General features: G+C 47.7%; 24 protein-coding genes and 2 tRNA genes. 9 read left to right on the top strand and 17 right to left on the bottom strand.

Going from position 1 to position 23,167, the window contains the following annotated elements; genetic code table 11:
* Positions 1-78: 78 nt before the first annotated feature.
* Positions 79-624 (top strand): DJ-1/PfpI family protein, encoded by a 546-nt coding sequence (locus tag NYE37_RS12370; RefSeq protein WP_037997588.1) that lies wholly within the window; start codon positions 79-81, stop codon positions 622-624.
* A gap of 41 nt (positions 625-665) precedes the next feature.
* On the opposite strand, the gene NYE37_RS12365 is transcribed toward NYE37_RS12370, so the two are convergent.
* On the bottom strand, positions 666-4,979 hold the full coding sequence (locus tag NYE37_RS12365) for a PolC-type DNA polymerase III (RefSeq protein WP_062842828.1): 4,314 nt from the start codon (positions 4,977-4,979) through the stop codon (positions 666-668).
* A gap of 223 nt (positions 4,980-5,202) precedes the next feature.
* Here NYE37_RS12365 and exaC point away from each other — a divergent pair, with 223 nt between their 5' ends.
* Positions 5,203-6,735 (top strand): acetaldehyde dehydrogenase ExaC, encoded by a 1,533-nt coding sequence (exaC, locus tag NYE37_RS12360; RefSeq protein ID WP_121874364.1) that lies wholly within the window; start codon positions 5,203-5,205, stop codon positions 6,733-6,735.
* A gap of 11 nt (positions 6,736-6,746) precedes the next feature.
* Positions 6,747-7,112, top strand: coding sequence for a DUF779 domain-containing protein (locus tag NYE37_RS12355; protein ID WP_037997583.1), 366 nt, complete (start codon positions 6,747-6,749; stop codon positions 7,110-7,112).
* Positions 7,113-7,153: 41 nt separating this feature from the next.
* Here NYE37_RS12355 and NYE37_RS12350 read toward each other — a convergent pair whose 3' ends face one another.
* Together NYE37_RS12350 and NYE37_RS12345 are read right to left on the bottom strand one after the other, a co-directional pair.
* A complete protein-coding gene (locus NYE37_RS12350; protein WP_049719682.1) occupies positions 7,154-7,714 on the bottom strand; it encodes a CAP domain-containing protein in 561 nt (186 codons plus the stop codon).
* Positions 7,715-7,797: 83 nt separating this feature from the next.
* The gene (locus NYE37_RS12345; protein ID WP_198051046.1) at positions 7,798-8,373 is read right to left on the bottom strand and encodes a hypothetical protein; all 576 of its coding nucleotides are present in this window, start codon (positions 8,371-8,373) and stop codon (positions 7,798-7,800) included.
* Positions 8,374-8,881: 508 nt separating this feature from the next.
* Between NYE37_RS12345 and NYE37_RS12340 the strand changes: the two genes are divergently transcribed.
* A complete protein-coding gene (locus NYE37_RS12340; protein WP_037998441.1) occupies positions 8,882-9,199 on the top strand; it encodes a hypothetical protein in 318 nt (105 codons plus the stop codon).
* 107 nt (positions 9,200-9,306) lie between these two features.
* On the opposite strand, the gene NYE37_RS12335 is transcribed toward NYE37_RS12340, so the two are convergent.
* The 3 genes from NYE37_RS12335 to NYE37_RS12325 all read right to left on the bottom strand — a co-directional run bounded on the left by NYE37_RS12335 (position 9,307) and on the right by NYE37_RS12325 (position 9,846).
* A tRNA-Leu gene (locus tag NYE37_RS12335) sits at positions 9,307-9,396 on the bottom strand.
* Between the two features lie 5 nt (positions 9,397-9,401).
* A tRNA-Leu gene (locus tag NYE37_RS12330) sits at positions 9,402-9,487 on the bottom strand.
* 116 nt (positions 9,488-9,603) lie between these two features.
* Complete coding sequence (locus NYE37_RS12325; protein WP_037997417.1) at positions 9,604-9,846, bottom strand: hypothetical protein; 243 nt, start codon at positions 9,844-9,846, stop codon at positions 9,604-9,606.
* Between the two features lie 181 nt (positions 9,847-10,027).
* Here NYE37_RS12325 and NYE37_RS12320 point away from each other — a divergent pair, with 181 nt between their 5' ends.
* Positions 10,028-10,558: a divergent PAP2 family protein gene (locus NYE37_RS12320; RefSeq protein WP_049719679.1), complete on the top strand. Its 531-nt coding sequence runs from the start codon at positions 10,028-10,030 to the stop codon at positions 10,556-10,558.
* A gap of 75 nt (positions 10,559-10,633) precedes the next feature.
* The gene (locus NYE37_RS12315; RefSeq protein ID WP_037997414.1) at positions 10,634-11,452 is read left to right on the top strand and encodes a cobalamin-binding protein; all 819 of its coding nucleotides are present in this window, start codon (positions 10,634-10,636) and stop codon (positions 11,450-11,452) included.
* Here NYE37_RS12315 and NYE37_RS12310 read toward each other — a convergent pair.
* The 4 genes from NYE37_RS12310 to NYE37_RS12295 form a co-directional block, all read right to left on the bottom strand.
* The gene (locus NYE37_RS12310; protein ID WP_049719678.1) at positions 11,438-12,310 is read right to left on the bottom strand and encodes a diacylglycerol/lipid kinase family protein; all 873 of its coding nucleotides are present in this window, start codon (positions 12,308-12,310) and stop codon (positions 11,438-11,440) included. The two genes, NYE37_RS12315 and NYE37_RS12310, sit on opposite strands and share 15 nt — an antisense overlap.
* Before the next feature lie 61 nt (positions 12,311-12,371).
* The gene (locus tag NYE37_RS12305) at positions 12,372-12,641 is read right to left on the bottom strand and encodes a YuiB family protein (protein WP_082240761.1); all 270 of its coding nucleotides are present in this window, start codon (positions 12,639-12,641) and stop codon (positions 12,372-12,374) included.
* Positions 12,642-12,731: 90 nt separating this feature from the next.
* Positions 12,732-12,866: a YuiA family protein gene (locus tag NYE37_RS12300; protein WP_049719677.1), complete on the bottom strand. Its 135-nt coding sequence runs from the start codon at positions 12,864-12,866 to the stop codon at positions 12,732-12,734.
* Positions 12,867-13,069: 203 nt separating this feature from the next.
* Positions 13,070-14,269: an NAD(P)/FAD-dependent oxidoreductase gene (locus NYE37_RS12295; RefSeq protein WP_049719676.1), complete on the bottom strand. Its 1,200-nt coding sequence runs from the start codon at positions 14,267-14,269 to the stop codon at positions 13,070-13,072.
* Positions 14,270-14,552: 283 nt separating this feature from the next.
* Between NYE37_RS12295 and NYE37_RS12290 the strand changes: the two genes are divergently transcribed.
* On the top strand, positions 14,553-15,560 hold the full coding sequence (locus NYE37_RS12290; protein ID WP_037997403.1) for an NAD(P)/FAD-dependent oxidoreductase: 1,008 nt from the start codon (positions 14,553-14,555) through the stop codon (positions 15,558-15,560).
* A gap of 63 nt (positions 15,561-15,623) precedes the next feature.
* Entirely contained in the window at positions 15,624-15,887 is a 264-nt protein-coding gene (locus NYE37_RS12285; protein WP_037997401.1) for a hypothetical protein, read from the top strand.
* A gap of 32 nt (positions 15,888-15,919) precedes the next feature.
* On the opposite strand, the gene NYE37_RS12280 is transcribed toward NYE37_RS12285, so the two are convergent.
* Together NYE37_RS12280 and NYE37_RS12275 are read right to left on the bottom strand one after the other, a co-directional pair.
* Positions 15,920-16,279 carry a HesB/IscA family protein gene (locus NYE37_RS12280; protein WP_037997398.1) on the bottom strand — a complete coding sequence of 120 codons (360 nt, stop codon included), beginning with the start codon at positions 16,277-16,279 and terminating at the stop codon, positions 15,920-15,922.
* A gap of 63 nt (positions 16,280-16,342) precedes the next feature.
* Positions 16,343-16,591, bottom strand: a complete 249-nt coding sequence (locus NYE37_RS12275; protein WP_340712065.1) for an aspartyl-phosphate phosphatase Spo0E family protein — start codon at positions 16,589-16,591, stop codon at positions 16,343-16,345.
* 393 nt (positions 16,592-16,984) lie between these two features.
* On the opposite strand from NYE37_RS12275, the gene mqnE reads away from it, so the two are divergent.
* Entirely contained in the window at positions 16,985-18,085 is a 1,101-nt protein-coding gene (mqnE, locus tag NYE37_RS12270; RefSeq protein ID WP_049719675.1) for an aminofutalosine synthase MqnE, read from the top strand.
* 36 nt (positions 18,086-18,121) lie between these two features.
* On the opposite strand, the gene NYE37_RS12265 is transcribed toward mqnE, so the two are convergent.
* From NYE37_RS12265 to NYE37_RS12245, 5 genes are all read right to left on the bottom strand, one after another.
* Positions 18,122-18,361: a DUF1450 domain-containing protein gene (locus tag NYE37_RS12265; protein ID WP_037997390.1), complete on the bottom strand. Its 240-nt coding sequence runs from the start codon at positions 18,359-18,361 to the stop codon at positions 18,122-18,124.
* Between the two features lie 102 nt (positions 18,362-18,463).
* The gene (locus NYE37_RS12260) at positions 18,464-19,033 is read right to left on the bottom strand and encodes a hypothetical protein (RefSeq protein ID WP_037997387.1); all 570 of its coding nucleotides are present in this window, start codon (positions 19,031-19,033) and stop codon (positions 18,464-18,466) included.
* A gap of 24 nt (positions 19,034-19,057) precedes the next feature.
* A complete protein-coding gene (gene ggt / locus NYE37_RS12255; RefSeq protein WP_037997384.1) occupies positions 19,058-20,698 on the bottom strand; it encodes a gamma-glutamyltransferase in 1,641 nt (546 codons plus the stop codon).
* Positions 20,688-21,827, bottom strand: coding sequence for a CapA family protein (locus tag NYE37_RS12250; protein WP_165489713.1), 1,140 nt, complete (start codon positions 21,825-21,827; stop codon positions 20,688-20,690). Before NYE37_RS12250 ends, ggt begins: the two co-directional genes overlap by 11 nt.
* A gap of 107 nt (positions 21,828-21,934) precedes the next feature.
* A complete protein-coding gene (locus tag NYE37_RS12245) occupies positions 21,935-23,095 on the bottom strand; it encodes a CapA family protein (RefSeq protein WP_049719673.1) in 1,161 nt (386 codons plus the stop codon).
* Positions 23,096-23,167: the final 72 nt, after the last annotated feature.

Raw genomic sequence — 23,167 nt, 5'->3', positions numbered from 1 at the left:
CAGATCCTTTTGGGTTAAAATAAATAATGTACGAGAAAATAGTAAGTAACTTGTAATAACAAGATGGAGGGATTTTTTATGGCAAAAGTGTTGATTTTGACCGGTGATGCCGTGGAAGCCCTGGAGATTTTCTATCCCTATTACCGGTTGCTGGAAGAAGGACACGAGGTCACCATCGCGTCCCCGAATAAAAAGAAATTGCAAACGGTTTGCCATGATTTTGTGGACATGGAAACATTCACGGAAAAACTGGCATACGGCATTGACTCCCATGCATCATTTTCCGAAATCAATCCGGCTGATTATGACGGCTTGATCATTCCCGGGGGACGGGCTCCGGAATACATCCGCATGGAAAAAGAAATCCCTGCACTGGTCAGCCATTTCTTCGAAAACAACAAACCGGTGGGGGCCATTTGCCATGCCGCACTGGTGTTCAGCGTGATTCCGGAATCCGTCAAAAACCGTTCGATGACGGCATTCACCACTTGCAAACCGGAAGTGGAAAGCGCAGGAGCAGAGTACGTCAACAAAGAGCTTCATGTGGACAACAACTTGGTATCGGCTCATGCTTGGCCGGATCTCCCCGGATTTATGCGGGAGTTTTTAAAGAAATTAAAATAATTTTGATCAAAAAAGGAGCCGGTTTTTCCCCGGCTCCTTTTTTAAAACAAAGCCAACTGGTTGCTTTCCGGAAGCCCCTTCAAACAACCCAGCCGCTCCAGCACTTCGATCACCGTGCTGGACAAACGGGCCCGCTTTTGCAAATCCTCAATCGACAAAAACTCTCCTTGCTCCCGGGCTTGGACGATGTTTTGCGCCGCACTCTCCCCGACTCCGGAAATCGAAGCAAAGGGAGGGATGAGGCGTTTTTGGTCATCCAGCCAAAACTTGACGGCATCCGACTGGTACAAGTCCACGGGCGCAAATTCAATTCCCCGTGCATACATTTCCATCACCAATTCCAAGGTGGCCGCCATGGCTTTGTCTTTCGCCGATGCCTGGAAGCCCATCTCGTTGATCTCGTTCAGTTTCCGTTTGACCGCATCATATCCTTTTAAAACCAGCTCAATGTCAAATTCATTGACGCGGGTGCTGAACAATGCCGCATAAAAAGCTTCCGGATGATACACTTTAAACCACCCGATGCGGACCGCCGCCGTCACATAGGCCGCGGCATGCGCACGCGGGAACATGTATTTGATCTTCCGGCAGCATTCAATGTACCAATCCGGCACGCCATGCTCTTTCATCAAGGCTTCCTCTTCTTCAGTAACCCCTTTTCCTTTTCTCACTTTTTCCATGATCTTAAACGCCGCTTTGGACGGCAATCCCATGCGGATCAGATACAACATGATATCATCACGGCAACAGATGGCCTCCGAAATCGTACAAACGCCGTCATTGATCAAATCCTGCACATTGCCCTGCCAGACGTCCGTCCCGTGCGACAGCCCGGACACACGAACCAATTCACTGAAACAACTGGGTTTGGCATCTTGCAAAATCCCACGCGCAAAATAGGTTCCAAATTCCGGAATCCCCAACGTGCCATGTTCAATTCCGTTAATGTCTTCGGGCCGGACACCGATGCTTTTGGTGCTGCGGAACAGTTCAATCACCTTGGGATCCCCGAGCGGAACCTTGGTGGGATCCACACCGGTCAGTTTATGCAACAGACGCTGGATGGTGGGTCCCGTATGCCCGAGCAAATCCAGCTTCAAAATCTTCCCGGAGATGGCTTTGTAATCAAAGTGGGTCGTGATCACCCCGGATTTGGTGTCATCCGCCGGGTGCTGAATGGGCGTGAAATCATAGACTTCCCGTTCCTGCGGCACCACCATCAACCCTCCGGGATGTTGCCCGGTGGACCTTTTCACCCCGACGCAACCTTGCGCCAGGCGCTCAATTTCGGCACGCCGCAAATTCAAATTATGTTGTTCCGCATACTTTTTCACATAACCAAACGCGGTCTTTTCTTTCACCGTGTTGATGCTTCCCGCACGATAAATGTACTCTTTCCCAAAAAGTTCCTCGGTGTACTGGTGCGAGCGCAATTGATATTCTCCGTCAAAGTTCAAATCGATATCGGGCGCTTTGTCCCCTTCAAAGCCAAGAAACGTCTCAAACGGGATGTCATGCCCGTCTTTCCACAGATCTTCCCCGCACCGGGGACATTTTTTGTCAGGCAGGTCAAATCCGCTTTCATAAGAACCGTCGGTAATAAACTCGCTGTACTTGCACTTTTTGCAACGATAATGGGGAGGCAACGGATTCACTTCGGAAATATAGCTCAAACAAGCAACGACCGAAGAACCGACCGATCCCCGGGAACCGACCAAGTATCCGTCTTCCAGCGATTTGCTGACGATTTTTTGTGAAATCATGTACAGCACACTGAATCCGTGTTTGATAATGGAGTTCAATTCCCGTTCCAACCGGTTCTTCACGATTTCCGGCAACTCTTCCCCGTACCATTCGTGAGCCGTTTGGTAACAAATCCTTTTTAACTCTTCTTCGGCTCCTTCCAAATGGGGCGTGTACGTTTCATCCGGGAACGGCTTGACCACTTCAATCTGCTCCGCAATCGCCCGGGGATGATCCACCACCACTTCTTTGCATTTTTTCTCGCCCAAATATTGAAATTCCCGCAACATCTCGTCCGTCGTCCGAAAATGCGCTTTCGGCAAAGGCCCTTGCGGTTTCGCGCCGGTTTGGTTTGCGGCGATGATTTCGCGGAAGATGGCATCCTGTTCATCCAAATAATGGGCGTTAGAAGTGGCAACCACCGGTTTGCCCAGCTTCTCACCGATCTCGACAATCAATTGATTCGCTTGCCGCAACCGCTCTTCATTTTCCACCAAGCCTTTTTCCACCAGATGCATGTTGTACTCCACCGGTTGGATTTCCAAGTAATCATAAAAACGCGCGATTTCTTCCACTTCGGAAGGCGACTTGTTTAACGCCGCTTCATATAATTCTCCGCGTTCACAGCCCGATCCGACCAAAAGGCCGTTCCGGTGCTTGACGAGTTCGCTGCGGGGAATGCGCGGCACCCGGTAAAAATATTTTAAATGGGACATCGAGATAAGCTTGTACAGGTTTTTCATCCCTTCCTGGTTTTGCACAAGCAAAATGGCATGGAAAGGGCGAACCCTTTTTAAATCCCGTTCCCCCCGGTTTTCATTCAACATGTGCAAATGGGTGATCTTCTTTTTCTCAACCGCGATTTGCAACATTTTCCACATCACATGGCCGGTGGCTTCCGCATCATAGATCGCCCGGTGGTGCTGTTCCAGTTTGATACCGAGCTTATCCGACAGTGTGTTCAAGCGGTGGTTCCGCATCTCGGGGAATAACATCCGTGCCAGTTCCAGGGTGTCCAGCACCGGATTTTTCACCGGCTCCTTGCCAATCCGTTTCACCGCTTCCTGCAAAAATCCCATGTCAAATCGCGCATTGTGCGCCACCAGTACGGTTCCTTCGATAAACTCAAGAAAATCCGCCACCACATCATCCACTTCCGGTGCGTCTTTCAACATGTCGTCGGTGATATGCGTCAGCTCGACAATATGTTTGGACAACGGGCGGTGAGGGTTGGCAAAGGAGGAAAATTTATCGATGATTTTTCCGTCTTTCATCTTGACTGCTGCCAGTTCGATAATGACATCGTGAACGGCGGACAACCCGGTGGTCTCCACGTCGAAGACGACATATGTACCCTCGAGCAAATCCATCTCAGCTTCATTCATCACAATGGGAATGCCATCGTCAACGATATTGGCTTCCACTCCGTAAATCACTTTGATGCCATGTTCGCCGGCCGCTTTGTATGCTTCCGGATAGGCTTGCGCAACGGCATGGTCGGTAATCGCCACGGCGGGATGACCCCATTCCGCCGCTCTTTGAATCATTTTCCCCGCACTGGCAATCCCGTCCATCGCCGACATGGAAGTGTGCAAATGAAGCTCAACCCGTTTTTCTGCCGCCGTATCCCGGCGCGCAAACGAATCGGGTTCGGTTTCTTCCAAGCTGTTCACCATCACGACCAGTTCGCGGGAAAACGTGTCATATTGAACACTTCCGCGCACTTTTAACCAATCACCGTCCCGGATCATGGCCAAAACGGCGGCTTGCTCCTTGTCACGGGCAAACACTTTGCACGAAATGGAATCGGTAAAGTCGGTCAAATTGAAGGTTAACAACTTCCGACCGCTTTTTAACTCTTTCAACTCGCTTTTAAACACTTTGCCTTTGATGACCACATTCCGCTCTTCTTCGACAATGTCTTTGATTTTCACCGGTTCTCCCTTGATGCTGTAGCCCAATTTTTTGCTTACAACCGGTTCCTCCGGATGCCCGCTCTTTTCTTTCTGTTTCTTGGCCCGCTCTTTTTGTTCGGCCAACGCTTTTTGCATCAAGGTCTTTTCCTCTTGGATTTTCTGCTCGCGGAATTGTTCGGCGGCCTGCTCCGGTTCGGTTTCTTTTGCTGATAAAATGACGGGGAGTTTGGTTCCGGTGATGCGTTCGTAATACTTCATGATGTAGCGGTCTGTTTCCCGTTGTTTGGCCATTTTCAAAACAGCCGGGTTGGGGAAGATGACAACGATCCGGTCCCCTTCCACCTGCCATTCAGCCTGTCCGAACCAAGTGGCGGCGGCGGGTGTGACCTGTTCTTGCAAACATTTTTGGATAAAATATTTATATTTTTGCAAAACGATTTCATGTTGCAAGCGGTCGTAGGTAAAGTACATATTCACCCGGACCCACGGCTGAAAATGTTTTTTCACGCGCATCTGAAAATCCTGCCATAACTCCGCATTCATCGGCTCCACCAAATGAAGGTGAATATTCCATGTTCTGTCTTGGAGACGGACTTGCACCTCTTTAATCACACCATCCCGAAAGGCATGATTCAGCCATTCTTCCGGCAATTCGGCTTCATGGAACAGGTTAACCAGTGCTTGCCTCCCCTTCATTGCTAAAGACCTCCAAATACTTGGTTTCTCTTCCCATACCACATCGGAATGATTCGAGTCATTTACTTATTGTATCGAACATATACAAAGAGAGAAAGAGGCGATTTTTGTAAGGCCGTTTTAAAAGGATAAAACCCTGCGGTCAGGCAGGAATCAAATTATCTTTCAAGAAATTTATATATGGAACATTTATATTTTTCGAAAAAATAAGGAGGATGAGGCCATGAGCGTCAAACTTTCCGGTTACAAAGCCCCCAACACGGAAGGCAGCCTGCTTCACTTTAAACCCCGTTATGAAAACTTTATCGGCGGCGAGTGGGTTCCTCCGGTAAACGGCGAGTATTTTGACAATCCGTCACCGGTCGACGGCAAGGTGTTTACCAAAGTTCCGCGTTCACAAAAAGAAGATATCGAACTGGCTTTGGACAAAGCGCACCAAGCCAAGGAAAAATGGGCCAACACCCCGCCTGCCAAGCGAAGTAAAATCCTCCTTGAAATTGCCGACCGGATTGAAGCCAACAAAGAAAAACTGGCACTTTCGGAAACATGGGACAACGGAAAACCCATCCGCGAAGCACTGGCGGCAGACATCCCGCTTGCCGTTGACCATTTCCGGTATTTCGCCGGTGTCATCCGCGGAGAAGAAGGCAGCGTTTCCGAAATTGACGCCAAAACGCTTTCGGTTCACATCAAGGAACCGATCGGTGTGGTCGGACAAATCATCCCCTGGAACTTCCCCTTGTTGATGGCCGCATGGAAACTGGCACCGGCACTGGCGGCAGGAAACTGTGTCGTACTGAAACCTGCTGAACAAACGCCTGTCACCGTCCTGTTATTTGCCGAGATCATTCAAGATTTGCTTCCACCCGGTGTCCTCAATATTGTAAACGGTTTCGGCCCCGAGGCCGGCCAGGCGCTCGCCACCTCTCCGCGTATCGGAAAAATCGCTTTCACCGGTGAAACCACCACGGGCCGGTTGATTATGCAATATGCTTCTGAAAACATCATTCCGGTCACGCTGGAGTTAGGCGGAAAATCTCCCAATATTTTTACGGAAAGCGTCATGCGGCAAGATGATAGCTTCCTGGAAAAAGCCATCGAAGGATTTACCATGTTCGCGTTAAACCAGGGGGAAGTCTGTACCTGTCCGTCCCGTGCACTGATTCAGGAATCGATCTATGAAGAATTCATGGAACGGGCCCTCGAACGGGTGAGCAAAATCAAACTGGGGGATCCCCTGCATCCGGAAACGATGATGGGGGCGCAAGCTTCTTCGGATCAATTCCAAAAAATCCTAAGCTATCTCGAATTGGGGCGTGAAGAGGGAGCGCAATGCCTGACCGGCGGAAAACCGTATGACAATCCGAAATATCCGGACGGCTTTTATATTGAGCCGACCGTCTTTGTCGGAAACAACAAAATGCGCATTTTCCAAGAAGAGATTTTCGGACCGGTTGTCTCCGTCACAACATTTAAAGATGAACAGGAACTGTTGGAAATCGCCAATGACACGCTCTATGGCTTGGGAGCCGGATTGTGGACCCGAGACGTTCATCAAGCTTACCAGATCGCCCGGAAAATTGAAGCCGGCCGCGTGTGGGTGAACTGTTACCATGTCTACCCTGCACATGCTGCCTTTGGCGGATACAAACAATCCGGGATCGGGCGGGAAACCCACAAAATGATGCTGGAACACTACCAGCAAACCAAAAACATGCTGATTTCCTACGATCAAAACCCCACCGGATTGTTTTAAGGTGAACACGGATGAAAAAAGTGGAGCGGGTGTCTGTGACCGAAGAAGCAGCCAAAGTGATTGAGGCTTTGCGAAAAGAACATGGCGATTTAATGTTTCACCAAAGCGGTGGTTGTTGTGACGGATCTTCTCCAATGTGTTTCAAAGCGGGAACATTCCGGGTCGGAGCCAACGATATTTACCTCGGGGATGTGGCCGGTTGCCCTTTTTATATGTCACGGGCCCAATATGAATACTGGAAACACACCCACCTGACCATCGATGTCACCAAAGGCCGCGGAGCGTCTTTCTCCTTGGAAATCCCGCTCGGGATCCGGTTTATCATTCGTTCCCGTTTGTTTACCGAAGAAGAGCAAAAACAATTGGGATTCCTTTAAACGAAAACCCCCTGCCCATGCAGGGGGTTCACTTCGCCTCTTTATTTTTGAATAAACAATTGTGTCCAATAAGTGCCGTAATCTCCACCTTGAACATAACCGATTCCAATATGGGTAAAATCAGGATTCAAGATATTGGCCCGGTGTCCTTCACTGTTCATCCAGCCGTCCATCACTTCTTCCGCCGTTTTTTGTCCCGCCGCAATATTTTCTCCGGCCGCTTTAAAATCAATGCCTTGTTGTTTCATCATTTCAAAAGGAGAACCATAAGTCGGGGATTGATGGTCAAAATAGTGATGATCCCTCATGTCCTTGGATTTCATGTCCGCTGCTCTGGAAACCGCGGCATCCAGTTGCAACGGGTTCAAGCCGTGCTTCTCCCGTTCCTGATTCACCAAGGCCAAAACCTCTTTTTCAATGGGAAGGATCTCTGCATCTTGATCATCGGTTGCCGCCGCAGAAGACGGTTGCGTTTCACTTACTGCCTCCTGTTGTTGCGGTGTCACCTTTGGATCGGCTTGATTTTGGATTTCCAAAAACCCCAAACCGGAAACAGTGGACAACAGTGCCGTCAATCCGGCAAGAATCAATTGAAAACTCATGCTACATCCCCTTTCCCTTCAACTTGCTTCACAGTCTAACATAAATCCGAAGCAATAAAATTGTAGAATATTGGAAAGGAGTTTCATTTCCGTTTCATCAATGCATCAAACCGGTGCGAACTCAATTCTTGTTCAGGAGTGATCAGCATGTTCAGGCTGATGGGGTATTCCCGGTCCTGATGTTCCACTTGCACGGCAATGTGGGCATCTTGCACTTTCCACAATGCCATCCGGATGCTGACATACTGGTCACGCGGAAATTGCGGATCCCAAAATTCCCCATAAAAAAAAGGAGCTCCCCAATTGGTTGACAAAAAGCGCACAACAACGTCCAAACTCCTCAACATTTCCATGGTTAATTCGTTCATCCGGTCTTCACTTTGATCCTTCAGGATCTCATCCATTTCCCGGTATGTATCAATATCCAGCCATACAGATTGAATGCGCCCTTCCTTTTTTTCCAAAAGAATACGGGGATATCCGTCCAAATGATTGCAAAAACACACGCCTTCTTCCTTTTCCCACATCATGCGATAATCCAAGAGTTCGGCAAGTACTGAAAATGAATGAACCATTTGCTCCTTATCCCAATCAAATTGAATACTTGGCAAATAGGAAGCAATCATTTGTAACTGGCGATGATGTTGTTCATTTAACATGATCCGGCTTCACCCTGTTTTCTAGTGTTCAAAAATCAAGAACCTATATATTTTAATTCAAAAACAATCATACAAAGATTATAATTATTTTTATATTAATTGATCAAGTATGGATCTACTACCTTTCTTTTCTTCAAACAAAGGTGATTTCAACCGGATCCATACCAGCCCGCCTGACGGGGAAAAACGCAATCATCCCGGGCGCCGGGACACACAAGGGAGGGATGGGAAAGAAACGGGAAACCAACAGGAGCGGATAAAAACCACAAGCAAATGCGAAACATTCAAATATTGAGATATTAAAAAGAAAAAATGGCAGATAAAATATCGGAGATTTGTTCTTCCTGATCATTTGAAACCTGTTTTTTCCGTTTCCGGCTTCAGTCGCCAGGCACCCCCGGTCAAAATTTTCGAATGTTTGCGGATACGATGGAGCGGCAGGATTTTCCGGCCGTACGACGTATAAAAAAGCAGGTCTTTGATTTGTCACCCGTGGAGGTGGTACAACATGTCACGTCAATTTACCATCAAAGGATGGTTATATGAACATATCACTTTGACGTGGAAAGAAGGAGAATTATTCAGCGACTGCCCCGAAGTCTTGGAAGTGATTCAAAAAAGAATTGAGGAACTGGAAGAGTTAAAAGCGTTTATCTTCTGTCCCGACACAAAACGTTTTTTTACCGAAAACTATCTGGAAAAGCCTTACTCCGCCTATTTGGTGTTAAAACATGTATTGGAGGAAGTTTATGAACTTCCGGACAAAGAAGAGGTCCTGCGGTTGGAAGACCAATCTTCTTCATCCACTCCTCTTCTCAGTTCATAACATGAAAGATGCCCCGCTATTCACGGGGCATCTTTCATTACCGGTCAAACCACGCAAAAAGCTCCGCTTGTTCAAGCGGAGCTTTTTTAACGGGCCGATTCACACTTTGGTGCTGAGGGTCGGACTCGAACCGACACGGTGGTACACCCACCGCAGGATTTTAAGTCCTGTGCGTCTGCCAATTCCGCCACCCCAGCATGCTTGGTGCCGAAGGTGGGAGTCGAACCCACACTCCATAAAGGAACACGATTTTGAGTCGTGCGCGTCTGCCAATTCCGCCACTTCGGCTTGAGATGAAAATTCATTATCGAATCGACAAAAAATATCATATCAGCAACAAGAATAAATGTCAACGATTTTTTTAAACAGGTAAAAACAAAGAACCGGTTAAAAACCAGTCATCATCAGCTTTTATGGGAGCTTTTCATCTTGAAAAAAACTTTTTCCAATTTTTTGCGTGCCAGAGCAAGTTCATGAAGGACGGCTTCTTCCGTCATCCACTCAGATAATGTCCCGGACCATCCGCAGGACGGACACACCATTTTCTCTTCGAGCGGCTCCGAATGTAATGTTTTAAACTGTTCCCGGCACTCCCGGCATTGCAAACGATGGCTGACTGGCAACGGATCCGGTAAATAGTCCCTCATAAAAAAACTCCTTAATGAAACGTTTTTTGGAGACAATAAGTGAAGTGCGTTTTTCATTTTTCATATTAATCCTTCGAAAAACACTCAGGCTTTTCCTGCAACAATTTGCCAAGAATCATTTAAAAATCGTCTCTTAATGAGATATAATAAAATAGTTTCACAAAGGATTCGGAAACAACGCATGGATAAAATAGAACCGACACCGAACGGAAAGGATGACCAGGCATTGATACCGGCTGAACTTATGGCCAATTTTCCTCTTTGGGCATCTCTCGCTGCCATTATCTTGGCACAACTGTTAAAAGTCCCTTGGAATTTTTTTATCACGCATCATTGGGATTGGAACTGGATGGTCAGCTCCGGGGGCATGCCCAGCTCACACACTTCCGCTGTGACCGCGCTGGCAACCTCCCTGGGAATCACGGAAGGATGGGATTCTTCCGCCTTTGCCATTGCAACTGTCATTGGAATCATTGTGATGTACGATGCCACCGGTGTCCGCCGACAGGCCGGCATGCATGCCCAGGCTCTCAACCAGTTGGCTGACGACTTCGCATTACTGTTGAAGGAACTCAGGAACATCAAAGAAAAGCCGACCTCGGAAACGCGGATCCGCTTGAAAGAAATCCTGGGCCACCAACCCATCGAAGTCTTTACCGGTGCCTGGTTAGGCATATTGGTTTCTGTTGCGATGTACTTTCTCTGGTATTAAGTGAAGCGGGACATTCAAGCAATGCCCGCTTCATCATTCTGAAGAAGCGCATTGCACTCAAAGGAGGGGATCAGGATGCGACTGGTTTCCATTTGTCCCAGCAATACGGAAATGCTTTATTTTCTGGGAGCGCACTCATGGCTTGTCGGAATTGATGATTACTCGGACTGGCCCCCGACATGCCAACACCTTCCGCGCGTCGGTCCGGATCTAAATGTTGATATCGAAAAAATCAAAGCATTGAATCCGGATCTGGTGATCGCTTCCCTCAGTGTCCCGGGAATGGAGAAAAATATCGAAAGATTAAAACAAGAAAATCTCCCCTTGATGATTCTGAACCCCAAAACCCTCCGGGATATTGCACAAGATTTGATCCGGCTCGGAGATGCTCTCGGCCTCCAAACCAAAGCGGAACAGACCGCCCGCCGGTTTACAGACCAAATCGACCGGCTCAAAGCCCGGATTCCCGGCAAGGAAACACCGCCGCGCCTGTATTGGGAGTGGTGGCCAAAACCGGTTTTCACCCCGGGCAGACGAAACTGGCTCACCGAGGTGAGTGAATTGGTCGGGGCAGTCAACATCTTCTCCGACATTGACAAAGAAAGTGTACAGACGGATTGGGAAACCGTACGGGATAAAAAGCCCGATTATGTTTTGACTGTCTGGACCGGGGTTCCGCTGAAGCGGATAAAAAAAGAGATGATCCAATCCCGTCCGGCCTGGCAAGGAACGCCACTTTCAAAGGAGCAAAATATTTTCCTGTTGGACGAGGGATGGTATTGCCGCCCCTCCCCCCGGATTTTGACCGGCCTTTGCCATTTGGCACACTTGTTATATCCGGAAACGTTTTCACCGCCGGATCCGGATCACCCTTTTCCCTTACAGGAGGAGTAAAGAACGGGGGTGCACTTCAATCCGGATTGGAGTCGTCCCCTTAACTTCCCCGTCAATATGGTAAGGAAACGATTCCGGTCCCAGGATTTCAATTTGTTGTGCCCGCTCAAACCGTATGGACGGGTGCCGGGCATGCCACCCGAAATAAGTTAATGGAAAAGCGCGAATAAACTGACCTTTCCTCAGATTTTGCACACAACAGACATCCAAATATCCGTCTTGAGTATCCGCCTGCGGACAAATCCGGATTCCTCCGCCGTATTGGCGGATATTGGCAACGGACACCATCCAACATTTCTCCAGCCGATACTCATTTCCGTCCATCCTCAGTGTCATGGACCGGGCCCTGTAGGAAAACAAACATTTCACCGCTTCCATCCCGTATGAAAACGATCCGAACCACTTTTTTAAGCCGGACCGGTTCACCCGCTCCACCACACTGACATCAAATCCCACCCCCGTGGATCCAAACATGGGTTTTCCGTTCACGGTCGCCGTATCCACCGGTTCCGGGTGAAAATTCAAGATACGCGCCAGCGCTTTTTCCGGCCGGGAAGGGATGGCGTGGGCAAAAGCAAAATCATTTCCGGTTCCGGACGGAATAATCCCGAATGGAACCGGAACGCCAATCAAGCCGCTCCCCACCTCGTTCACCGTTCCGTCGCCACCGATGGCAACCACCGCTTGCCACTTTTTCTGTTTGGCTCCGTCACGAATCCGGGAAGTCAATTTTTCGTTTTGCTTCGTATGCCAGACTTCATAAGCAACGGACCGGGCCTTGAGATATTTTTCTGCCTTTTCCCAAAAAACTTTTCCTTTTCCTTTTCCCGATTCCGGATTCACCACAAATAAAATCATGTTCTCACCTTCTGCCCGAATGCATTCTTGCTAAAAAAAACCCAGGGTGCATCCCTGGTTTCTAGAACATCCGATATCCTTTTAAGCGCAACGTACGAATGGTAAAAATCCCGCCCAGGACTCCCAAAAAACCCGAAAAGAACAAAACGGCATTGACAATGGTAAAAATTTGCGTCACATCCCGCCCCACATACAAAACAACCCCGAAAAAAAGGGCGAGCGGCAACCAAGTGGTTTTTAAAATCATATTCAGAATAAAGCCCAATCCAAAAAATAAAACAAATAACAACGGAATGGAAATGATCAATTGGGCGAGCGTCACTTGAGTCATCGCCTCCACATCTCAAAGTTCCCACTCATTTTACTGAATATCTTTCAGAAGGTCAACGATATAAAAAAACCCGCCAAAAGCGGGTTCACTTCATTTTTTATCTTCTTTTCCGGTTCCGTGACAGGCATAACACGCTTCCGTACCGCCCAGCAAAAGCTCCAAATACCCTTTTCCGCTGCAATAATGGCAAGTATTTTCTGATAGTTCTGACATGGCTTTTTTCATGGAATCGCCCCCTGTGGTCCCGTTTCAGAAATGATATAATATTCTAATCTAAATGAAAAATTCCATTCAGGAGCAAGAACCGCGTTCACAATCCATGTAAGCGATAACATCAGAATCATGCCTTTTCTTTCGGAAAATTGCTGTATTCCATAACAAAAAACCCTTCTTAAACCAAGAAGGGTTTTTGTAAAAATCATAAATGATTACAGTTTTCCTTTGCGAAGAACCAAAGAAACGCCACCCAACAAGAAGAGCCAGCGAAGATCAATGATTTTTTTCATGAACGCAGCTGTTCCGCCGGTCATCTTTTTATTTCCGACCACACCGATGGCCTCTTTTCTTCCCAGAGAAGCCACGGTTCCTTTCGGTTCATATTTAAACGGTTGGTCAAATTGACCCCCGCGAACCACTTTGGCCAATTGTTTGCCGAGATATTGGCCTTGCTGTGTGGAGATTTGGGCTGTCGGCGGGTAAGGACGCTCATTTTCGCTTTCTCCCGGGAACACGAGAGAGCTGTCACCCACGATAAACACATTGTCATGGCCGGGAGCACGTAGATATTCATCCACTTTCACACGTCCGCGCATCGTTTCAATGCCGGATTCTTCAACCAGTTTATTTCCGCGCACGCCACCGGTCCAGACCACGGTAGACGATTTGATTTCACGTCCGCCTTTCAGGATGACACCGTCTTTGGTGCACTCTTCGATCGGCGTATTGACAATGAATTCAACACCTTTATTTTCCAGGTATTTCACTGCATAGTCCACCAGTTCTTTGTCAAATCCCGGCAAGACGGTCGGTGCCGCTTCCACATTCACAATACGGACTTTTTCAAGCGGAATGTCATAATCCCGGCACAGCTCGGGCATGCGATCCACCAATTCGCCCACGTACTCAATTCCGGTGAATCCGGCTCCCCCGACCACGATCGTGATCAATTCTTCTTTTTTCTCAATGGCATAACGCGAGAACATGTATTCCATGTGCTCGCGAATCATGCGCACGCTGTTGATATTGCGAATAAAGAACGCATTTTCCAATAAACCTTTAATACCAAACGTTTCCGGTGCGCTTCCCAATCCAACCACCAAATAGTCATATTGGATCGGGTCATTGTTTTCCAACAGAACCGTTTTTTCGTCCAACTCCATTCCGGTCACCCGGTCTTGGATAAAACGGATCCGGTTGGTGTCAATGACCGACGGGATCGAAACACGTGCGTGATCATGATGGGAAGTTCCTGCAGCCGGCTCATGCAATTTCGTCGTGATATAGTGGTAACTGTTTTGGTTGACCAGGGTAATTTCTGCTTCGTTCGCATTCAGATTTTTGGCCAATCCTTTGGCTGTCATCAGTCCGCCATACCCTGCTCCAAGGATCACGATTTTAGGTATACTCATCACAAATCACATCCATCTAAAGTATTATTTAGTATGATTGATTTCTCACAATCTGAAAAGGTTCGAACGCTTCGTGATCATTGAATCATGCCATTGATTATGATATTATTTTCACGAACTTTTAGCAAGAGCTTTTGTTCACATTTTCTCCACTTCATTTCAGTCTATCCGGCAAAAACGAATTGGTAAATTTTTTAAAGCTATGGATTCGATCATCACATCATGTTATATGATTATTATATAATTTTCTCCATTTTCGCAATAATATTTTGGAGGTGCGCTTGTGACAACACAACAAGTTGAACAAAACATAACCGATATCATTGTGATCGGCGGAGGGCCAACCGGGCTCTTTGCTGCTTTTTACGCCGGAATGCGCCAAGCTTCCGTCAAAGTCATTGAAAGCCTGCCGCAATTGGGAGGCCAATTGTCTGCACTCTATCCGGAAAAATATATTTATGACATTGCCGGTTTTCCCAAAGTGACCGCCCAAAACCTGGTGGATAATCTGATTGAGCAAGCCAACCTTTTTCATCCCACCTATTGTTTGGATGAAAAGGTCTTACAAGTTCATAAAAAAGAAGAACGATTATTTGAGGTTGTCACCCAAAAACAAGTGCATTTGGGCCGTTCTGTGATTATCACCGCTGGTTGCGGAGCTTTTGAACCACGCAAATTGAAACTGCCGGAAGCTGAGAAATTTGAAAACACCCATATTCATTACTTTGTCAAAGACAAGCGGCAGTTTGAAGGAAAAGATGTTTTAATCGCCGGCGGGGGAGATTCCGCGGTGGATTGGGCTTTGATGCTGGAACCGGTCGCCAAAAGTGTCACTTTGATCCATCGCCGGGACAAATTCCGCGCTCATGAGCACAGTGTCGAAAAAATGATGAATTCCGGCATCAGGGTGTTAACCCCGCGGGAAATTACCGCGATCGAAGGAGCCACACACATCGAAAAAGTGACGATTTCTGATAAAAAAAGCGGTGTATCCGAGGAATTGAAAGTGGATGAAGTGATTGTCAGCTTTGGGTTTGTCTCTTCGTTGGGGCCGATTCAAGAGTGGGGACTTCACATCGAAAAAGGATCCATCCTTGTCAACTCCAAAATGGAAACCAACATCCCCGGCATTTACGCCGCCGGCGATATTGCCACCTATGAAGGAAAAGTCAAACTGATCACTGTTGGTTTCGGGGAAGCCCCCATTGCCGTCAACCATGCCAAACAATACATTGATCCGGATGCCCGTGTTCAGCCTCAACACAGCTCCAATTTAAAATTGGACCGGTAATTTGTTGCATGATCCCTCCTTTGATTTGAAACGATAAATATAAAATCAAAGGAGGGATTTTTTTTGGGTACTCATTATGCTTGTCCCGTTTGCAACGGGTTTTCCGCCCTCGAAACTCATCGTTGCCCCGGGTGCGGTCATGTTTTGGAAGACAACGGACGGTTGACTGACCTGTTCAGTGATTACAGTCCTTACCGGGAGATTGATGATCTGAAAATGACCGACGGGCTGACCGATCTGAAAACCCGTCAATGTCCTCACACCCTCATCTGTCCCGCTTGCGGGCATTCCAAAGTGATGCTGGTGGATGAAATCCCGATATCGTAAAAAAACCCATCTCACATGGAGACGGGTTTTTTTTAACAATCCTCGTCGGGCCGGCCTGATTCCGTTGCCGTCCGAAATGATGATCCGCAACCGCAAGTAACCGTTGCATTCGGATTATCGATACTGAATCCGCCGCCCATGACGGTCTCTTTGTAATCAATCACCGTTCCCTGCAGCAACGGTTGGCTTCGTTGATCAACCAAAATCCGGACACCAAACTGGTTCAATTCCATATCATTTTCTTTCTTTTCTTCATCAAAACCCATACTATATGAAAAACCGCTGCATCCGCCGTATTCCACGCCAACGCGCAGATAGAGGTTTTCCGGATGCTCTTGTTCGCTCAACATATCCTTCACTTTTAAAGCGGCTTGTTCCGTCAATGTAATCATGGGGCATTCCCTCCTTCTCTTTACAGTATACAAGGGAATCTTCCCCTGATACAACCGATGAGCTCAGATCGCTTTCATCATCGCCTGTTTGGAACGTTTTTTCGTTCTTTGCATCGGGGAACGAAGCGGATAGATGATTTCTTCTCCCCTTTGGTGAAGAATCGTTTCCTGCTCCCACAAATTATGCAGTTCGTCGAGCTCCCGGCTCAGTTCATAAACGGCCGGATGATTCAAACCGAAACGATCTGCCGCTTCTTCCATGCGTTTTCTTGCTTTTTCCAACTGATCTTTTAACGCCGGATCCCCACTCATCTTATGACCTCCTCTCCCCGGTCTTGACCCATCTCTCATCAAACAAGGCACATTTGTTCGAAATCTGCCAGTTATTTTCAGTATACAATGACAAAACTGAAAAGAAAAGCCGCATTTTTTACAAATTATTCAATTAAATATATTATTTAGACACAACTTCTTGTTATCTCCATCCTTTCCAAACTTTTTGCGCCGTTATGTAAAAAAATGTAACCCCCTTCCCTCCCGGGAAATTGACAAAATCCGGGCGACGGAAGAGGCCTTCCCGTTTGTTTTCCAATGATTATCCTTTGTGGTAGAATAATATAAGTTCGATTTGTTATTTAGACATTCGAAATAATTTCAGATATCATTGGTTCTTTGTTTGATCAGAAATGAGAGGAGGAACCCTCCATGTCGTTAACCTCCACGGTTTCAGACCGCAATTTGGATATGATTGTGGAGAAGGTGAAACATGGGGAACGCCTTACATTGGAAGACGGGCTCACTTTATACGAATCGCCGGACTTACTCACCATCGGCCAATTGGCCAATGAAGTAAACAGGAGAAAGAATGGGGATCGTGTTTACTTTATCCAGAATATGTACTTAAACCCGACAAACGTTTGTGAAGCCAGATGTGCATTCTGCGCTTTCCGGCGGGATCCCGGGGAAGAAGGGGCTTACACCATGTCGCCCGAGGAATTGCTGGAACATGTCGGCGAGCGGTACACGGAAGGAATCCGGGAATTCCACATTGTCGGCGGACATAACCACACGGTGCCGTTTGACTATTATCTTGAAACGGTAGCCATCTTGAAAAAACACTACCCGCATGTGACCATCAAAGCTTACACGGCGGCGGAAGTGGAATTTTTCTCCCGCTTGTCCGGGCGTCCGGTCGAAACGGTCTTGAAAGAACTGATGGACGCCGGCGTCAGCTCCCTGACCGGCGGCGGCGCGGAAATCCTGACCGAGCGTTACCGTTTAAAAATGAGCCCCGACAAAGCAAGCACCGACGACTGGTTGAATGTCCACCGCACCGCGCACCAGCTGGGAATGAAAACGCACAGCACCATGCTTTACGGATCGATTGAAACCAAGGAAGAACGGTTGATTCACATGATCCGCCTGCGTGAATTGCAAGACGAAACCAACGGCTTTTTGGTCTTTATTCCCTTGGCGGTACAACCCAAAAGCGTCAATGCTTCCATCAAACGTCGCACTTCGGCGATGGACGACCTGAGAACCATTGCCATCAGCCGGCTGATGCTGGATAATTTCCCGCATATCAAAGCTTATTTTATCAATATCGGAACGCAGCTGGCGCAATTGGCCACGCAATTCGGTTCTTCCGATCTGCACGGAACCCTGGTTCAGGAACGAATCAGCCATGCCGCTGGCGCTTTGACGCAACAAGCATTGACCAAAGACGAACTGATCTGGCTGATCAAAGGAGCCAACCGCACACCGGTCGAACGGGACACGTTCTACAACGAAATTGCGGTTTACTAGAAAAAAAGCATCCGGCTGAAACAACCGGATGCTTTTTTAATATCGAATTTCCATGTCTTCAATCTCCTCATAAATTTTCTTGAGAAGTTCTTTTCCGCTGTCCGCCGTGACGATTTCCCCGTTGACCAATGCATAGGGACCTTGCGCACAGATTCCGCAGTTCCCCAAACAGTCATACTCCAACACATCAATCCCCGGATCTTTTTCCAGCTCGTTTTTTACGGCCAACACTTCATCCGTCAAATTATTGATGCAAAACTCAACAAGAGGGATCATTTATATTCACTCCATCATTGACTTCATCTTTTGGTTGTTATTATATAACGATTCCATGGCTTTTCCCATTTCCAGAAAAAAACAGCACTCCGGGCCATGGATTCACCCGGAGTTTGGTGCATTCTGATTCTCTTCTTTGATTAATTTCAGGCCGGTTTCTTTCATCACCCGGATCGTCTCTGATTGGCTCCATTGCCGGTCCTCGATGATTTCATCCGTAAAAACCAAGGTGGACAAGTCGTCCAAGATGTCATGGGAAGCTCTCGTTCCCAATTTATTCTTTGCCTGGTTCAAATCCTGACGAAAAGCTTGGAAAAAAGCAAAGTACTTTCCGTTGTTTACATATTCGGGTTGATTAATGATGGATTCGATATTTTGAAATTCGCTCTCCGGATGATCGAGCGGGGCCCCCCATTCCGGCCCGAACACAAAATAGTGATCATGCTGATGGAGTGCGTCCAAAGATCTGGCAATCGCATCGAAATCCTCCCGCCGAAAAATCCCTTCATCCGGCTTGTCCAGTAAGGTTCCTTTCACCAACTGTTCCCGGTATTTTTCAATCGCTTGTTTTTCTTCAGGACTCAGCTGTTCCACATGACGAAAATCCATTAAAAAAAACAATATGGCTCCAATGATCAAAAAAGGAGTAAGTATTCGCAACAAACGCTTCATACCCATGCCTCCAACCCGTCTCCATTAGTCTGCACCAAAGCGAAAGGCTCCGTCCCGTCGTCCGTCAAACCCTCCTTCCATCTTGTTCTTACTCCGGTTCACCCGGATGCCTTGCACTCCCCCGTAATACATGCCCGTCGGTTTCACAATCACCTGATATCCTTTTTGTTCCAATTCTTTCTGGACATCGGCAGGCAACGCTTTTTCGACATAAACGATATTATCTTCCACGATAAACCGGGGGCGGTTGATGGCGGACTGGACCGAAAGATCATATTCCAAGACACGCAACACCACTTGTGTCAAAACCGGCGTAATCCGGCTTCCGCCTGCACTTCCGATCCCCAAAACCGGGCGTCCGTTTTTGGCAAAAATGGTCGGAGCTGTATAACTGACGGGCCGTTTCCCCAACTGGGGACGATTGGGAGAGCTTTTGATGATACTGAAATTTTTTAACTGGTTGTTTAAGAAAAAGCCATCCACGTATATCCCCGAGCCGAAAAAGTTACTCAAGGTATTGGTGGCCGTCACCATGTTTCCGTCTTTATCGACAACCACAAAATGGGTCGTATTGTCATGTTCCTCTTTGTCCGCGAGCGAATCGGCCACGGTTTGATACTGGCTCGAAATTTGTTTGAGGTTGATATCCTTTGTTAATTGTTGAATATATTGATCCGCCAACATCTCCTTTACCGGAACCTTGGAAAACTGAGGATCTCCCACGTTTTGGCGCCGCGCATGGTTCACCCTTTTGTCGATTTCCCCGAGCAAATGGATCTGATCGGCAGACAAGTCCTGGGTTTTGCCCACCTTCAGTTTATCCGCCATTTTTAACGACTCGGCCAACATAATTCCACCGGTTGGGGGAGAAGGGGTGATCATTTCATAGTCCCCGTATTTTACAACAATCGGTTCTTTGACCAACGGCTGATACTTGTGTAAATCACTGACTTTCACGCCTTGGGATTTATTCTCGATGTCTTTGGCGATCAAGCCTTCATAAAACGCTTTGGATCCGTCTTTTTGAATCGCCTTCAGTGTATTGGCCAGATCTTTTTGGACCAGCAAGCGGTGCGCCTGAATCGGCTCCCCGTCCGGGAACATGTGCTTCAGATCGTTGACCGGCAGCCGGTATTTAGCAGCCTGTAAGCGGCTGTTTAAAATCGGGGTGACTTCAAACCCCTGTTCCGCCAGCTCAATCGAAGGTTGAATCAACTGATCCATCGGCAATTTTCCGTATCGTTGATGAACGAGTTCCATTCCTTTCACAAACCCCGGAACCCCCACTCCGTTATCCGGAATGATCCCGGTGTATGGCGCTGTTTCCCGATAATCGATGACCACGGGGTCTTTCTCCTTGCTGTAAAAATCGATCAACATCGTTCCTCCGCCGCCAAGCCCCGATCCGTAAGGCTCAACGACGCCCAAAGCATATCCGACGGCAATCGCCGCATCCACCGCATTGCCGCCTTGCTCCAAAATGCGCATCCCCACTTTGACCGCTTCCGGATGCGCCGCTGCCACTCCGTATTTATGCTTGTTCTTTTGGTCAACGGTTTGCTCAAAGGCTTTGGAATCATACTCATTGCTTTTATAAAAATAAGCAAAAATGGTGCCGATAATAACAAAAACAGCCAAGATGACATGAAATTTTTTATTGTTCAACCTTTTTCCCTCCTTTCAGCCCGGGCGGAAGCGGAACCGTGCGGACAAGGATGTTGTTTTCCCGTTTCCATGTGCGATTCCACAAATCCGAATATATCCTCTCTTGTGTCATTTGCATAAACACCCGCTCACGCCGGTACGCCTGACTCCATCCCAGAAGCGGACGTGGTTGTCCTTCCCGGATCATTAACGGATAAATTTCCAACCGGGCTGTATCATTTTTTAACACCTTGTATTGCACCAGCACACTTTCGCGGGTACGGGTCCAACCCTGATCAAACACAAAATTGCCCAAGCTGTAGAAAATCACGCCGTTTTTATACACCTCGACCGGCTCCAACACATGGGGATGATGGCCGACCACAAGATCCGCGCCGGCATCGATCAAAGCATGCCCCAGATCTCTCTGCCGCGGATGATAGCGGCTGTCATATTCCAATCCCCAATGCATATGTACAATCACCAGATCCGCATTTTGTTTGGCTTTGGCCACTTGTGGAAACCAAACATCCGGATCCGCCGGGGCGATTCCGGAACGTTGATGCATCGCGCGGAAATCGACCGGCATCACATCGGAAAAGCCCAAGGTGGCAATTTTTATCCCGTTCACGGTTTGATATACCACTTCAACGGCTTCGTCCAAATGACTGCCAGCCCCGACGGTCTCCAATCCGGCATCCCGAAAAGCCTTCAATGTATCCAACAAGCCTTGTTTCCCATAATCCTTCATATGGTTGTTAGCCAGATTGACGGTGGAAAAACCGACCTTTTTCAATGCTTTGGCAGCTTCGGGTTTTGTGCTCAGATGAATAAATTTGTCCGCCTTGGGATAACCCGGCCGGTTCACGATGGGATTCTCGAAGTTACCCGTCACATAATCCGAATACTGAAAATAAGGACGAACATAATGAAACAAATATTCATAACCGTAGTTTTTGACGATCACATCCTCGATATGCCGCCCGAACATCATGTCCCCCACCAGCGTGACCGTCAGCCGGCTGTCGGGATCCTCCCGGACGGATACGGCTTTCACGCGATCCAAGGCCGCCCATCCCGTCATCAACACGATGACGAGGAACAAAGCAATGTACGAATGGATCACAGCCTTTTTTTTCTCGCGTTTCATGTATCGCTGGAACCTCTGCCGATAAGTCAACATTTCCTCCATTCGTCCCTTCACGATGTAATCTTAATCAAAATCAATTTCAAATGGAAGAAAATTTCCTATATCTTTTATGGAGCCAATTTTGCTTTTAGTTTCGGCGGAAGATCGATGGTGCGTACCAACGCGTCACCTTCCCGTTTCCACAAACGACTCCATTCCTTCGAAAAGACAGGCTCATCGGTGATTTGCATAAAAATCCTCTCCCGACGGTAAAAAGAACCAAAACCGGTTAAAGGCCTCGGGGTTCCCTGCCGAATGACAAGCGGGTGAATCACCAAATTCACCTTTCCATTCATCACTTTATACTGAGCCAAAGCACTTTCGCGGGTACGGGACCACCCCTGATCCGAAATAAAGTTCCCAAGGCTGTAAAAGATGACCCCGTGTTTGTAAACTTCCACCGGTTCCAAAACATGGGGATGGTGGCCGATCACGATATCGGCTCCGGCATCGATCAACGACCGTCCCAAATCCTGCTGTCTCGGGTGGAAGTTGCTGTCATACTCTTCACCCCAATGCATATGGACAATCACCAGATCGGCATTTTTTTTGGCTTTGGCCACATCATAAAAAAACACGTCCGGATCCGCCGGGGCCACACCGGACCGGTCGGACAAAGCGCGAAAATCTTTGGGAAGAATATCGGAAAACCCGAGGGTGGCAATTTTGATGCCCCGGATCATCTGATAGGTAACAGTGGAAGCATCTTGGATATTGTAGCCGGCTCCGACCGTCTTCACCTTTTGGTTTTGAAACACCCGAATGGTATCCAACAAGCCTTGTTTCCCATAATCTTTTATGTGGTTGTTGGCAAGGTTGACGGTCGTGAAACCTTCTTCTTTCAACACTTTGGCAATCTCCGGTTTGGTGGAAATATGCACCCGTTTGTCCGCTTTGGGATAATCTTCGCCTTCGGTGACGGGCTGATCAAAATTTCCGGTAATATAATCCGATTTCTTGAGATAAGGCCGCACATACTGAAACAACGACTGATATCCGTGATTGGGGACCACCACTTCATCGACATACCGCCCGAACAACATGTCTCCTGCCATGCTGATGGTCAAAAGGCTGTGATCATCTTTTTCCTCCACTTTTGGCGGCGAATCCAAAACCTGGCTGAGGACGATGAGCAAAACGGTGATGCCAAGAGCAATCAACGTGTGCTGCATCGTTTTTTTCTTTTGCCTTTTGATATAGCGTTGAAATTTTTGTTTCCAAGTTAACATGTAGAATCCATCCTTACACCTTGCATAAAAAATAAAGTTCGGGGTTAGAGCCTGTTTCTTTCTCCACCCCCG

Origin of the sequence: Thermoactinomyces sp. FSL K6-2592, assembly GCF_038006465.1 — a bacterium.
Classification (GTDB): Bacteria; Bacillota; Bacilli; order Thermoactinomycetales; family Thermoactinomycetaceae; genus Thermoactinomyces; species Thermoactinomyces vulgaris.
The sequence above is the reverse complement of the archived record's forward strand: the minus strand, read 5'-3'. Positions and strand labels throughout refer to the sequence as shown.